Here is a 14208-nt window from a genome sequence, read left to right on the forward strand (position 1 = left end):
GTGCCTATTGAACAATAAAATTCAAATCAATTTTGATGCAAAATTTAGATTCCAAAATAATTCGTCCTACTTTTTTGCTTGATAAAGCAAAATGCATTACCAATATCGAAACAATGCTGACCAAGGCAAAGCGTTCAAATACGCGTTTGAGGCCTCATTTTAAAACACATCAATCGGCTGAGATTGGGGAGTGGTTTAGGGAACGAGGAGTAGATGCTATTGCTGTTTCGTCTGTAAAAATGGCGGAATATTTTGCAAATTATGGATGGGCAGATATTACAGTTGCTATTCCAATAAATGTACGTGAAATTGATTTGATTAACGAATTGGCTTCGAAAATTCAACTGAATTTGGTTGTTGAATCGCAGGAAGCTATATTGTTTTTGCAATCAGAATTAAAACACAGGGTAGAGGTATTTATTAAGGTAGATACAGGTTATCAACGCTCTGGTATTCCTGCTGAAGCAACCGGGTCTATTCGTTTGTTGGTGGATTTGATGAAGGAATCCGATAAGCTAAATTGCAAGGGTTTTTTGGCTCATACAGGACAAAATTATCAAGCAAAAAACCAAGAGGAAATACACAAGAATCATAGCAGAACATTATTGGCTTTAAACGAATTGAAGGATGTTTTCCGAAAAGAAATTCCAGGCATTGAAGTATCCTTGGGTGATACCCCAGCTTGCAGTATCAGCGAAGAATTTTACGGGATTGATGAAATAAGGCCGGGGAATTTTGTTTTTTATGATATTATGCAATACGTATTGGGCTCGTGCGATGAGGATCAGATAGCAGTGGCTGTGGCCTGCCCGGTAATTGCAAGAAATATTGATCGTAATGAATTGGTGATTCATGGTGGTGGCGTGCACTTTTCAAAAGAGTATTTGGAAGCAGATGATGAAGGAACTAAGCTATTTGGCAGTATTGTTCGCATAACAGAAAATGGATGGAGTAGGATTTTAGGTGGAGGATATTTAGCAAGCTTGTCACAAGAACATGGAATTATCCGTTGCAGTGATGAATTATTTGATGAGTTTGTGATTGGTGATTTGATTGGAATATTACCGGTTCATTCGTGTATGACTGCTAACTTAATGGGGCGATTTATGACTACAGAGGGGGAATGGATTGAAACAATGAACAGTAAGGAGTAAAAAAGTAATGGTGAACAATTACCAGCATGATTTGTTTGCTGATGAAAGATGAAGAAGATGAATTATCAGAAGGTATTGCGGCGATTCAATTTAGACAAAATAAAAAAATCCATTCTTGCAGAGATTGCTTGTACCAATACTTCCAATGCGACAATAGCATTATCATTGACGTTGGGAATATTTTTTGCCTTTTCTCCGGCTTGGGGATTTCAAACGGTACTTGCAATATCATTCGCTTTATTATTAAGATTAAACAAGGTTCTTGCTTTAATTACAGTGAATGTTAGTAGTATACCACCATTAATTCCTCTTATTTTTATTGCAGGATATCAGACCGGAGCATTGATTTTGCATGGAGAATTTCAGAAGGATCTTCCTGATTTAATGAATTTAAAGACTTTGGGTGAAAATTACCTGCAATTTGTTTTGGGTTCGCTGGTGTTTGCGGTATTGATTGGTTTCATTTTCTATTTGGTGATTTCTCTGATTTTAGGAAGGTATCGGAAAGTTTAAAAGAAAGAGAAGTTTTTTTTTTTTGTGATACACCCTTTCGCCTGTCGGTACTTTGTTCACAATATGATTTCAAATTGCGTTCACAATCTTAACTGCTTTACGGTACCCTGTAAAGGATAAGAATCAGTTCTTTTTTCTTTGTGTGACTTAGTGGTAATCCTTCGAGTTTATTTTGTGGTTAAATTATTATGCCATAAAAAAAAGGAACGCACAATTGTACGTTCCTTATAAATCATTATTTGATTGTATTATTTTACTGGAATATTTTTCAATGTTTCAACTAAGAAATCCCAGAATTTAACAACGGTATCAATTTTTACTTTTTCATCCGGAGAGTGAGGGAAACGGATCGTTGGTCCGAAAGAAATCATATCCCAATGAGGATAAACAGCTCCTAATAAACCACACTCTAAACCTGCGTGAATAGCTTTGATTTCAGGAATTTTTCCGTATTTTTTATTGTACACTTCCTGCATGGTTTTCAAGATTGGAGAATCCATGTTCGGTTTCCATCCCGGATATTCACCTTCTAATTTTACTTTACCACCAGCCAATACAAAAGTTGAAACAATTGCTTGTCCCAAATCTTCTTTTGCAGAGTTTACAGATGAACGCAATAAAGCTTGAATGGTAACAACACCATTTTCACTTACCACACGTGCAAGGTTAGTTGATGTTTCAACCAAGCCAGGCATAGCATCGCTCATGCGGATTACACCGTTTGGACAAGCGTAAATAGCGTTGATTAAGTTTTTCTGGCTCTTGTTTTTGAATACATGTTTTGGAGCATCCGTTGGCTCGGCAAAAAATGCTAAATCAGGCTCTACTGCTGATAATTCTGCTTTGTAAATAGCTTCGTATTCAGCAACTCCGGCAAGGAATTTTTCGGTGTATCTTTCTGGAACAGCAACAATTGCAAATGATTCACGGGGAATCGCATTGCGCAATGATCCACCGTCAACAGAAGACATTCTTAATTTGTATTTTTTAGTTGCCACTTTTAAGAAGCGGAACAACAATTTGTTTGAGTTTCCACGTCCTAAAATAATCTCCATTCCTGAGTGCCCCCCTTTTAAGCCTTTCATGTATAGCTTGTAGCCAACATATCCTTTTTCAAGCTTATCTTCCTTGTATTTGAAAGTAACATTGGCATCGATACCACCGGCACAACCAACATACAATTCACCTTCATCTTCCGAATCCATGTTTAGAAGGATATCTCCATCTAAAACGTCGTTTTTAAGACCAAAAGCACCAGTCATGCCAGTTTCTTCATCGGCAGTAAATAAAGCCTCAATAGGGCCATGCTCAATATCTGAAGCCTGAAGAACAGCCATTGCAGCGGCAACCCCCATTCCGTTATCAGCACCTAGAGTTGTTCCTTTTGCAGTTACCCAATCTCCATCAATAAGTGTTTCGATAGGATCTTTTTCAAAATCGTGAACGGTGTCAGCATTTTTTTGAGGTACCATATCCAAGTGGCCTTGCAATACAACTCCTTTACGATTTTCAAAACCTGCTGTAGCGGGTTTTTTAATGATGATGTTTCCAACAGCATCTTTGATAGTTTCCAATCCTAAATCCTGTCCGAATTTCATCATGAAATCCTGGATTGCATCTTCGTGCTTCGATGGGCGTGGTATTTGAGTTAATGAATAAAAGTTTTCCCAAATAGCCTTAGGTTCGAGGCTTAAAATTTCTTTGCTCATTAGTATATTCCTCCGTTAAATTTTAGTGTTAATTATTCAAGAGCACTAAAGGTAGTATTTTTTAATAAAGCCGAAAAGAGAATCAGTAAAAGTGATTGTGAATTAAGGATTTTTAAGGGTGCAGAAAAATTAATGCCGGGATATAACGGTTCTTTACTAAGGGGATAAGTAATTTTTTGTTTGCTTGGGGAGTTAATTGGATCTAGTAATTGTAGGTGTTTTATTGATAATTATATTTTAAACCGTCAACATCTTTTAAAATATTTTTTAAAAGATGTTGATTCTTTGTAAAAACTATATATATTTATCCTTTGAAAAAAATGATTTAAAGCGAGATTAAATTGGAATTAGAATTTCTATACGAAAAGACACTGGAAGGCACTGTTAATGCTAAAAAAAGGAAGCAGGATCAGTATCGTAAAATACTATCCCATTTGTATTATAATGGAGTGGCTTCCATTGCGGAGATAGTGAAAACGGCAAAAATGAGTCAACCTCTGATTGCTTCGCTTGTTGAAGATCTTCTTGGTTTTGGAGTAATTCTTGAAAATGGAATTGGAGAATCAATTGGAGGAAGACGTCCGAATTTGTATTGTGTGAATCCTGAATATCAATATGTAGTTGGTGTTGATATTAATTTGCACACACTCAATTTAGCGGTTTTCGATATGAATAATCAGTTGGTATATCGCGAGGAGTTTAAGGATTTTGAGTTGGAAAACAGCAGAGAGTACTGTTACGCATTGGTTGAAAAAGTCAATATCGCACTTGATGCTATAAATATTAGAAAGGAAAAGGTGTTGGCTGTAGGAATTTCAATTCCTGGTTTGGTTGATGCTGAAAATGGGTTGACACATACACATTTATCGTTTGCCGAAGAAGGATTAAGGGCATACTTAAATCGGGAATTGGGATTTCCAATTTTGCTCGACAATGATGCACGCACCATGGCATTAGGCGAGAAAGCTTTTGGAAAAGCCAAAGACAAAAAGAATGTGTTGTGCTTGAATTTAAGTAATGGTATTGGTTTAGGAATGATTTTGAATGGTGAATTGCATAGTGGTAAAAATGGATTTGCCGGTGAGTTTGGTCATATCTTAATCGATCCGGAGGGAACACTTTGTAATTGTGGAAAAATTGGTTGTTTGGAAACTTTAACATCAGGGAAGATTTTGGTGCGGCAAATAAAGGAAGGAATTGAGAGAGGGCAGGAAAGTTTTTTAGCTAAGTATCAGATTGAGGGGAAAAAGATTGATTTGAGAGCTGTTGTTGATGCAATTTTAGCCGGTGATCAGTTTGCTATTGATCAATTAAACAAGATGTGTGAATATCTGGGGAAAGGTTTGGTGACTTTGATTCACTTACTGAATCCTGAAATGATAATTATTGGAGGAAGATTAGCTCATGCAGGGAAGTATATAATTAGTCCGGTAAGTATGTGGATGAATAAGTATGCTATGGATAAAATTAGTTCGGAGACAGAGCTTGTAAATTCTGATTTGCTGGATGATGCCGCTCTTATGGGAACCATGGCAAATGTTATGAAGAAAATAGTAAGTAATAGTTAGTGATTAGTGAAGAAGAAAATTGTCTCCCTGTTATTTTCAACCTGTGTTGAAGATTTTTGTAGAAGTAGTGTTCTTACAGGGAGCAATTTTTATAAAGAATTGTGACCATCTGCCTTTTCTAAAAACCATTGGAACATTGTAGTAGTAGTGATGCATGGCAGGTGGTTGCTTTTTTTTGAAGAAATCTTTACAGGAATGTATCAGTAAAAAGAAAATTGAAGAGTTAAAATTAATTTGAACATTGATATTTAAATAAGATATGCAACCTACGTTATTGGTATTAGCCGCAGGAATGGGAAGTCGGTATGGGGGATTAAAGCAGATCGATCCGATCGGACCAACGAATGAAACCATTATTGATTATTCGATACATGATGCAATTGAGGCCGGTTTTGGTAAAATTGTTTTTGTGATTAGAGAGAGTTTTGAGAAAGAGTTTAAGGAACTTTTTAATGCAAAATTAGCTGGGAAGATTGAAGTTGATTACGTAAATCAGGAAATAGGAAAGGTTCCTGAGGGAACAGTATATAATTTGGAACGCGAAAAACCTTGGGGAACGGGGCATGCAATTTTAATGGCGAAAGATTGTATTCATGAGCCTTTTGCGGTGATTAATGCAGACGATTACTATGGTGTTGAGGCTTTTACGACTATTTCAGATTTTTTAAGCAAGTCAATTACTGATGAAGAAAACTGCATGGTTGGTTACCAGTTAAGCAATACCATTTCAGAAAACGGTTCAGTATCAAGAGGAGTTTGCGGAACAAATGAGAACGATCATCTGACCACAGTTATTGAGCGTACGCATATTGAGAAGTTGGAAAATGGAATTGCATACAAAGAGAATGAAGAGTGGATTCCGCTGGCTCCGGAAACAATTGTTTCGATGAATTTTTGGGGATTTACTCCCAAACTGTTTGATCATTTGGAGTCACAGTTTATTGTTTTTCTGAAAGAAGAAGGAGATCAGTTGAAATCTGAATTTTTTATTCCTTCTGTAGTTGCCAATATTATTAAAGAAGGAAAAACCCAGGTTAAAGTGTTGAAATCTGATGCTCAGTGGTTTGGAGTGACTTATCGGGAAGATAAAGAAAAAGCGGTTAAAGCAATTGGTAAATTGATAGAGAAGGGAACATATCCTTCAAAGTTGTGGGCATAATTTTATAGGAGAGTAAAATGACTTTAATAAAATCAATATCAGGGATTAGAGGTACTATTGGTGGAAGACCGGGACAATCCCTGACACCAATGGACATCGTCAGCATATCAGGAGCTTTTGGCATGTGGCTGCAAAATAGCGGTGCTAATAAAAAAGTAATAATTGGCCGTGATGCCAGAATCAGCGGTGAGATGGTAAACCAATTAGTGGTTGGGGCATTGCTTTCAGTTGGTATCGAAGTGATAGATCTTGGATTGGCAACGACTCCATCAGTGGAAATGGCTGTTACCGATTTAAAAGCCGGTGGAGGTATTATAATTACTGCAAGTCACAATCCTAAAAATTGGAATGCGCTAAAATTATTAAATGCAGAAGGCGAATTTATTTCCGATCAGGATGGAAAGGATTTGCTGTGTCTTGTTGAAGCACAGGACTTCAATTACAATGATGTTGATGATTTAGGAAAGTACTCTAAGAAAGATGATTATTTAGAGACTCATATTCAGCATATTCTTAATTTGCCTTTGGTGGATAAAAAGCTGATTGAAGAAGCTGATTTTTCCGTTGCAGTTGATGCTGTAAATTCGGTGGGAGGAATTGCAATTCCTCAATTACTGAAAGCTTTAGGAGTGAAAAAGGTGAAGAAAATTAACTGCAGTCCTGATGGTAATTTTGCTCACAATCCGGAACCTCTTCCTGAAAATATTGTGGAGATATCGGAGTGTGTTAAGAACGAAAAATTAGACCTTGGGATTGTTGTAGATCCGGATGTTGATCGTTTGGCTTTGGTTTGTGAAAACGGGCAGGCATTTGGTGAAGAATACACTTTGGTGTCGGTGGCTGATTATGTACTTCAGAATACAAAAGGCAGTTTAGTTGCCAATTTATCATCAACAATGGCACTTCGCGAAATTGCCAAAAAGCATGGTGTTGAGTTTTATGAATCTGCAGTAGGCGAGGTAAATGTGGTGCGCGAAATGAAAAATCATTCGGCAATAATAGGCGGAGAGGGCAATGGAGGTGTGATTTACCCTGAATTGCACAATGGAAGAGATGCACTTGTAGGAGTGGCATTGTTTCTTACCTATCTGGCTAAATCAAAATTAACTTGCTCAGAACTTCGGGCGGGATATCCTGATTATAAAATTGTAAAACAAAAAATAGAATTAGAGGGTGTTTCCAATTTGGATGGCATAATGGATCAGGTTCGTAGAAAATTTATCGATTATCCTTGCAATACGATTGACGGATTGAAGATTAGTTTTCCTGAAGGATGGGTACATCTGAGAAAATCAAATACGGAGCCCATTATTCGAATTTACTCCGAAGCAACTACTGAAGAGTATGCTTGTAATTTAGTGGACTGTGTAAAGCAATTGATAAAAAACACAATTTAAAGGAGTGATTATTTTAGACTTTAGAATATAATATAGAAATAGTAATCTTATAAATTTTAAATTATGGTAAGTGCACAAGTAGTGGATACTAAAGTAAATAGGTACGTAGTTCCTCTTATTATAGTTGGAGTAATGTTTTTTGCAATTGGATTTGCACTGGGGATAAACAGTTATATTATTCCGCTTTTAAATAAAGCTTTGGATATTTCTTCTGCCGAATCATACTTAGTGATTGCAGCTACTTTTTCAGCCTTTTTAATTTTTGGATATCCAGCTTCGTTGGTGATCGGTAAAATTGGCTATAAAAAAACAATGGCATTATCTTTTATCATGTTTGCAGTTGGTTTTTATTTATTTATTCCTTCTGCAAGAATGGAAAGTCTGCCTCTGTTTTTGCTGGCTTCCTTCATTAGTGGTATGGGGAATACTTTTCTGCAGGCTTCTGTGAATCCTTACATTACCATATTAGGACCGATTGAAAGCGCTGCAAAGCGGATGAGTTATATGGGTATTGCCAATAAATTGGCATGGCCGATTGCACCTTTATTTTTGGCTTTAATTATTGGAAAAGAAGTAGACAGCGTATCGCTGACTGACATAAATATCCCATTTTACATTATTATTGGTGTTTTTGTACTTCTTGGAGTATTGGCTTTATTGGCTAAACTGCCCGAAGTAAAAGCAGTGGGAGAGGATGAAGATTCAGCAGATGCTTGTCCTTACGCAGCAACAAAAACATCTGTTTGGCAATTCCCACACCTTCTGTTAGGCGTACTTGCTCTTTTCTTGTACGTTGGTGTTGAAACCGTCTCTTTAGGAACCTTGGTTGATTATGCAACTACTTTGGGCTTAGCCAATGCGGAATATTATGCATGGATTGCTCCGATAGGTATGGTTATTGGATACATCTGTGGTGCAGCTTTCATTCCTAAATATCTTAGCCAGGCTACAGCCTTACGAATTTGTGCGGTAACAGCTTTGTTTGGATCTTTAATGGTTGTGTTTTCACCTGAAGATTTATCGATTTACTTTATTGCTTTTATGGCTTTAGGATGTTCCTTAATGTGGCCTGCTTTATGGCCGCTTGCAATGACTGATTTAGGTAAATTTACTAAAGCTGGTTCATCCTTAATGGTTATCGCTATTGTTGGCGGTGCTTTAATTCCAACAGTTTACGGTTTAATGAAGGATTCTGTTGGTGCACAAAATGCCTACTGGATTTGTGTTCCTTGTTTTCTCTATATTCTTTATTACGGTTTAAAAGGGCATAAAATAAGAACAAAATAATTGGTCTAATTTGGGCATCAGCAATCACTTTCCTGTGCCTCATTTAAAGATGAAATATGACAGATAATTTAAAAGAAATAGCTTCAAAATTCTCTATTGAAGGGGAAATAGCAGAAATAAAACCTCTTGGAGAAGGCTTTATTAACGATACATTTATTGTAACAACTCTTGCAGAAGAAACCCCAAACTATTTATTTCAGCGCAAGAACAAGAACATCTTTAAGGATGTTCCTGGAATGATGGGGAATATTTTAAAAGTGACAACTCACCTTAAGAATAAAATTGCTGCTGCAGGTGGAGACATCATGCGCGAAGCAATGACAATTACACCAACAGAAAATGGTGATCTTTATTATAAAGATGAAGAGGGTGATTTTTGGGCAATGTGTCTTTTTATTAAAGATAATCTGACATACGAAGCCGCAGACAGTCCGGAATTGGCTTATGCAGGAGGAAAGGGAATCGGTAAGTTTCAATCTATGTTATCGGATATGAAAGAGCCGTTGGTAGATATTCTTCCTGGCTTTCATAACATCAGATTCCGTTTTAAGCAGTGGGATGAAGTGTTGAGAAAAGATCCTGCAGGCCGTAAGGCAGCATTAACAGAAGAGATTGCCTGGGTTGAGAACCGTCGGAAGGAAATGCTAGAATTCTGGACTTTGGTTGAGAATGGAACCATCCCTACACGGGTAACTCATAATGACACTAAAATCAATAACATTCTTTTTGATAAGGAGGGAAATGATTTGTGTGTGATCGATTTGGATACCGTATTGAACAGCACCGTGTTGAATGATTATGGTGATGCTATGAGATCATACACCAATACTGGTTTAGAGGATGATAAGAATTTGGATCAGGTGAGCATGGATATGGAAATATTCAAGGCTTATACCAAAGGATATCTGGAAGAAACAGTTTCGTTTTTAACAGCTCCGGAATTGGAATATCTTGCTTTTTCCGCCAAATACATCACTTTCGAACAAGTTCTTCGGTTTTTAATGGACTACATCGACGGAGATCAGTATTATAAAATAAAATCACCGCAGCACAATTTGATCAGAACTCATGCTCAATACAAATTATTAACAAGCATGGAGGAACAATATGAGCAAATGAAGCAAGTGGTATCAAAATACAGCAAAGAATTATCAGTGTAATAAAAAAAGGAGTTTTATTTCTGATACCAAACCCGGTATTTAATCGTGTGGTAGCGTAATTTAAAACAAACAGTCATTTTCTCACGAAAGTGAAGTGTTTTAAACGAGTAAGGTTAAGAGATTATAGAAATAAAAAGAAAATGAAAACATTATTTACATCAAAAGTAGAGCATGCATTCTATGAATTATCAGGAGTGCAGGAAATTACAGCCAAAATACCTTATGTAACGGTTGATAATTTTCCAAAATTGGGTTTGATGACTTCACTTCGTTTTTTGGAGTGGGCAGAACAAAATCCTCAGGGAGTAATTAGTTTGCCAACCGGTAAAACTCCGGAGTATTTTATCAAGTATACCCAGTTTCTTCTTGAGAATTGGAACAAGCCTAAAGGAATCGAAATCCGCAGTCAGTATGGACTTGGAAACATGGCTAAACCAGATTTGAGTGGTTTGCAGTTTGTTCAGATTGATGAGTTTTATCCGATTGATCCGCGTCAGCACAATAGTTTTTACAACTATGTGATGAAATACTATATTGATGGTTTTGGTTTGGAGAAATCCAATTCATTACTAATTAATTCGGAGGAAATACCTTTGGTAGATAATAAACATTTTCTGGAAGTTTTTCCCGATTACAATATTGATTTGTCGCTTCGTTACCGCGAGGCAACAAGTGTTGTGGAAGAGATGCAGCAGAAATCAATTTTCATGATTGATAACTGGTGTACTTCTTACGAGCAAAAAATCCGCGATAAAGGCGGCATCGGGTTTTTCCTTGGCGGAATTGGCCCTGATGGTCATATTGCCTTTAACACCCGTGGATCGGATCATTTTTCGACTACACGGTTAACCAAGACAAACTTTGAGACACAGGCGGTTGCGGCAGGTGATTTGGGTGGAATAGAAGTATCAAGAAACCGTTTGGTAATCACAATTGGCTTGGATACAATCACTCACGATCCAAATGCTGTTTCCATTATTTTTGCGGCGGGCGAAGCCAAGGCTGATATCGTAAAAGGATCATTGGAAAGCGAACCTGACGCGATTTATCCGGCTTCAGTGCTTCAGCGTCAGAAAAACAGCCGTTTTTATTTAACAACTGGTGCGGCCTGTAAATTGACCGATAGTGTAAACCAATTCTACAAAACAGGAGATTGGACACATGCGAAAAGCGAAAGAGCGGTTATCGATCTGTGTCAGAAAATCAATAAATATGGTCACCATTTAACTTTGGAAGATTTAAAGGCTGATCCTTACACCAGTCAAATTCCTAATTTGAATGAAGGAACTGTTCAGACTGTTATTGATTCCATCAAAAGGAAGTTGGAAAAAGGGATGAAACCTGATACCAACGAGGTAATTTATCATACCGGCCCTCATCATGATGATATCATGCTGGGAATTATGCCATACACCAACCGACAGATGCGTTCGGCAAGCAATGAGGTTCATTTTTCTGTTCTTACCTCTGGTTTTACTGCAGTAACGAATGGTTTTGTGATTGGTGTATTAAAGGAGTGTCAGGAATTTATCGGCAAAGGTGAAATTCAAATGCTGGAATATCCTGATTTCTTTGAAGTAGGATTTAGCAAAAAGTGGGATAAAGATGTGTATCATTTCCTGAATTCTGTTGCAGCCCGAAATCAAAACGGAAAGCGAAGAGGTTTGTGTCATCGTGTAATCCGTGCCATTGTTGAAACCTGGAAAGTAAAAAGCAAAAAACATCTGAATGAGACAATTGCTTTTATTATTTCAGATTTGGAAAGCAGTTACGATGGAGGTAAAAATTCTCCTGAAGTTCAGAAAATGAAAGGGATGATTCGTGAGTTTGAAGAAGAGTTGGTTTGGGCTCATTTCGGTACTCCTGTTAAAAATGTTCATCACCTGCGTTTGGGTTTTTATAAAGGGGATGTGTTTACCGAAACACCTGAAAAAAATAGGGATATGCTTCCTGTATTGGAGGAATTCAGAAAATACAAACCCACAATTATTAGTTTGGCTATGGATCCGGAAGGAAGTGGACCGGATACCCATTATAAAGTATTGCAAGCCATTGCCGGGGCAGTTAAAGAGTGGAAAGAAGAGGAAGATTTATCGAAACTTCGAATTATTGGTTACCGAAATGTTTGGTTTAAATACCATCCTTCCGAAGCCGATTCTATTGTTCCGGTTTCTTTGAATGCTCTTGATGTTATGGAAAACTCATTTACCGAAAGTTATTTAAGTCAGGTGAATGCATCTTTTCCAAGTTACGAGTACGATGGCAAATTTAACGAGCTGACACAAAAGGTTTGGGTGCAGCAGTTGAAACAAATTCAATTGCTTTTGGGCAAGAATTTCTTTTACGAAAATAATCATCCGTTGGTAAGAGCTACTCATGGTTTGGTTTATATGAAAGAGATGAATGCTGAAGAGTTTGTAGCTATGGCACAGGATCTTGAGAAAGCAGTTGAAGAAAATCCGTTTTAAGTACCACACATAAATACCCCGGATCGGGAGACAATTGTCTCTCGGTCCACTTTTTTAAAGTATATGACCGAATATATCGTAAAACGAATAAAACAAGGCCTTTTAACAATTACAGGACAAGAAATGCATCCCGTATGGGAAATGGCTGATGTAAACTCTGACTTTACTTTCCCATGGGAAAATCAGAAAGCTCCCAAAACCAACTTCAGAGCTTTGCATGATAATGAGTATTTTTATTTCCGTTTCGACGCAGAAGATGATGATGTATTGACTTACGTTGATGAAGATCACAAAATGGAAGTGGTGCATAGTGATCGGGTTGAAATCTTTTTCAGACAAGACGAAAAATTGAATCCGTATTATTGCCTGGAGATGGATGCCCGTGGTCGGGTTTTGGATTACACAACCCGCTATTACCGCGATTTTGATTATGAATGGTCGTGGCCCGAACCTAAAGATCTGGATGTAAAAGCTTCGGTAAATACAAACGGTTATGTAGTGGAAGGAACTATAAAACTATCTTCGCTTGAAGGTTTGGGCTTATTAAAAAATCGGGTATTGGAAGCAGGCTTGTATCGTGGATACTGTATGAAATTACCTGAAGGAAACAAAGAGGCTGACTTGAGATGGATCTCCTGGGTGAAACCGGATTCTAAAGAACCGGATTTTCATATTCCGTCATCATTTGGCAGGTTGAAGTTAGAGGTCTAGTAAAAAGAAAGAATTAGCTTTGCTAAGTAGTTTGTGTGTAAGTCTTACTTTACACAAGCAGAACAGGAGTAGTATCAGGACTATTTTTATTGGAAAGCAAATTAGAATAAATTGGAATGACAGATATAGCAATAGGTATAGACATAGGAGGAACCAATACAGTTTTTTCATGTATTGATGCAAACGGAAAATCATGGGGAAATGGTACCATTCCTACTCAGGAGCAGGAACGATTTGAGGATTTTCTGAATGACTTATGTAATTTAATTGATAAGACGATTGAAGATTCAAGCGAAGATCTTAAATTAATTGGCATAGGTATTGGAGCCCCCAATGGAAATTTCCATACCGGGACGATTGAAAATGCTGCCAATTTACGGTGGAAAGGATTGCTGGAAATTTCCCGTTTGGTGAAGGAACGCATGAATGTACCTGTAAAATTGACCAATGATGCCAATGCTGCCGCTTTGGGTGAACGTATATTTGGAGGTGCCAAAAACATGGATGATTACATGGTGATTACCCTTGGTACCGGTTTGGGAAGTGGCATTGTTGTAAACGGCGATTTGCTTTACGGACATGATGGATATGCCGGAGAAGTCGGACACATTATTATGCGCCCGGAAGGACGTGAGTGCGGATGCGGACGAAGAGGTTGTTTGGAGACTTATGTATCGGCTACCGGAGTAAAACGGACTGCTTATAAAATGTTGGCAAAACATTTGGTTGATAGTTCTTTGCGGGCAATTCCATTTAATGAATTGAATGCGAAAATGGTTGCTGATGCAGCTAATGACGGAGATCTGCTTGCAATGGAAGTGTTTGCCTATACCGGGAAAATGTTAGGGGAAGCTTTGGCGAATGTGGCATCGGTAACGAGTCCTAAAGCCATTTTCTTTTTTGGAGGATTGGCAAAAGCAGGTGAGCTTCTTTTTGAACCTGTTCGTGAGGCGATGGAGAAGAATTTACTGTTTCTGTATAAGAACAAAATTAGTTTGTTGCCTTCAGAATTAGGCGATGATGCTGCGGTTCTTGGGGCAGCCGCTTTAATCTGGAACGATCGGGCATAATGAAATTACAAT

The 14208-nt window shown here is 37.6% G+C and carries 11 protein-coding genes; 10 read left to right on the forward strand and 1 reads right to left on the reverse strand.

The genetic code is table 11. The features are described 5' to 3' along the window. Positions 1-35 precede the first annotated feature (35 nt). Both ACKU4N_RS04290 and ACKU4N_RS04295 read left to right on the forward strand, forming a co-directional pair. Entirely contained in the window at positions 36-1154 is a 1119-nt protein-coding gene (locus ACKU4N_RS04290) for an alanine racemase (RefSeq protein ID WP_321320924.1), read from the forward strand. A gap of 57 nt (positions 1155-1211) precedes the next feature. Beyond that, complete coding sequence (locus ACKU4N_RS04295; RefSeq protein ID WP_321320927.1) at positions 1212-1667, forward strand: DUF2062 domain-containing protein; 456 nt, start codon at positions 1212-1214, stop codon at positions 1665-1667. A 248-nt stretch (positions 1668-1915) separates the two neighbouring features. Here the strand turns inward: ACKU4N_RS04295 and ACKU4N_RS04300 are convergent, their stop codons facing one another. Beyond that, positions 1916-3376: an aminoacyl-histidine dipeptidase gene (locus ACKU4N_RS04300; RefSeq protein WP_321320929.1), complete on the reverse strand. Its 1461-nt coding sequence runs from the start codon at positions 3374-3376 to the stop codon at positions 1916-1918. A 341-nt stretch (positions 3377-3717) separates the two neighbouring features. Between ACKU4N_RS04300 and ACKU4N_RS04305 the strand changes: the two genes are divergently transcribed. From ACKU4N_RS04305 to ACKU4N_RS04340, 8 genes are all read left to right on the forward strand, one after another. Continuing rightward, on the forward strand, positions 3718-4944 hold the full coding sequence (locus ACKU4N_RS04305) for an ROK family protein (RefSeq protein ID WP_321320930.1): 1227 nt from the start codon (positions 3718-3720) through the stop codon (positions 4942-4944). A gap of 259 nt (positions 4945-5203) precedes the next feature. Then, the gene (locus ACKU4N_RS04310) at positions 5204-6103 is read left to right on the forward strand and encodes a nucleotidyltransferase family protein (RefSeq protein WP_321320932.1); all 900 of its coding nucleotides are present in this window, start codon (positions 5204-5206) and stop codon (positions 6101-6103) included. A 17-nt stretch (positions 6104-6120) separates the two neighbouring features. After that, entirely contained in the window at positions 6121-7500 is a 1380-nt protein-coding gene (gene glmM, locus ACKU4N_RS04315) for a phosphoglucosamine mutase (protein ID WP_321320933.1), read from the forward strand. Positions 7501-7563: 63 nt separating this feature from the next. Continuing rightward, positions 7564-8787, forward strand: a complete 1224-nt coding sequence (gene gluP / locus ACKU4N_RS04320) for a glucose/galactose MFS transporter (protein WP_321320935.1) — start codon at positions 7564-7566, stop codon at positions 8785-8787. A gap of 56 nt (positions 8788-8843) precedes the next feature. Next, a complete protein-coding gene (locus tag ACKU4N_RS04325; RefSeq protein ID WP_321320937.1) occupies positions 8844-9947 on the forward strand; it encodes a phosphotransferase enzyme family protein in 1104 nt (367 codons plus the stop codon). A 140-nt stretch (positions 9948-10087) separates the two neighbouring features. Then, entirely contained in the window at positions 10088-12415 is a 2328-nt protein-coding gene (locus tag ACKU4N_RS04330) for a glucosamine-6-phosphate isomerase (protein ID WP_321320940.1), read from the forward strand. Positions 12416-12478: 63 nt separating this feature from the next. Beyond that, positions 12479-13126, forward strand: coding sequence for a carbohydrate-binding family 9-like protein (locus ACKU4N_RS04335; protein ID WP_321320941.1), 648 nt, complete (start codon positions 12479-12481; stop codon positions 13124-13126). Between the two features lie 116 nt (positions 13127-13242). Then, positions 13243-14196 (forward strand): ROK family protein, encoded by a 954-nt coding sequence (locus tag ACKU4N_RS04340; RefSeq protein ID WP_321320943.1) that lies wholly within the window; start codon positions 13243-13245, stop codon positions 14194-14196. Positions 14197-14208 lie beyond the last annotated feature (12 nt).

The sequence above is a fragment of the Labilibaculum sp. genome (genome assembly GCF_963664555.1).
Taxonomy (GTDB): domain Bacteria; phylum Bacteroidota; class Bacteroidia; order Bacteroidales; family Marinifilaceae; genus Labilibaculum.

Bases quoted from the DNA above. Each gene is read 5' to 3' on its own strand.
- ACKU4N_RS04310 (WP_321320932.1), top strand. From the start codon at position 5,204: ATGCAACCTACGTTATTGGTATTAGCCGCAGGAATGGGAAGTCGGTAT.
- ACKU4N_RS04325 (WP_321320937.1), top strand. From the start codon at position 8,844: ATGACAGATAATTTAAAAGAAATAGCTTCAAAATTCTCTATTGAAGGG.
- glmM (WP_321320933.1), top strand. From the start codon at position 6,121: ATGACTTTAATAAAATCAATATCAGGGATTAGAGGTACTATTGGTGGA.
- ACKU4N_RS04335 (WP_321320941.1), top strand. From the start codon at position 12,479: ATGACCGAATATATCGTAAAACGAATAAAACAAGGCCTTTTAACAATT.
- ACKU4N_RS04300 (WP_321320929.1), bottom strand. From the start codon at position 3,376: ATGAGCAAAGAAATTTTAAGCCTCGAACCTAAGGCTATTTGGGAAAAC.
- ACKU4N_RS04340 (WP_321320943.1), top strand. From the start codon at position 13,243: ATGACAGATATAGCAATAGGTATAGACATAGGAGGAACCAATACAGTT.
- ACKU4N_RS04330 (WP_321320940.1), top strand. From the start codon at position 10,088: ATGAAAACATTATTTACATCAAAAGTAGAGCATGCATTCTATGAATTA.
- gluP (WP_321320935.1), top strand. From the start codon at position 7,564: ATGGTAAGTGCACAAGTAGTGGATACTAAAGTAAATAGGTACGTAGTT.
- ACKU4N_RS04290 (WP_321320924.1), top strand. From the start codon at position 36: ATGCAAAATTTAGATTCCAAAATAATTCGTCCTACTTTTTTGCTTGAT.
- ACKU4N_RS04295 (WP_321320927.1), top strand. From the start codon at position 1,212: ATGAATTATCAGAAGGTATTGCGGCGATTCAATTTAGACAAAATAAAA.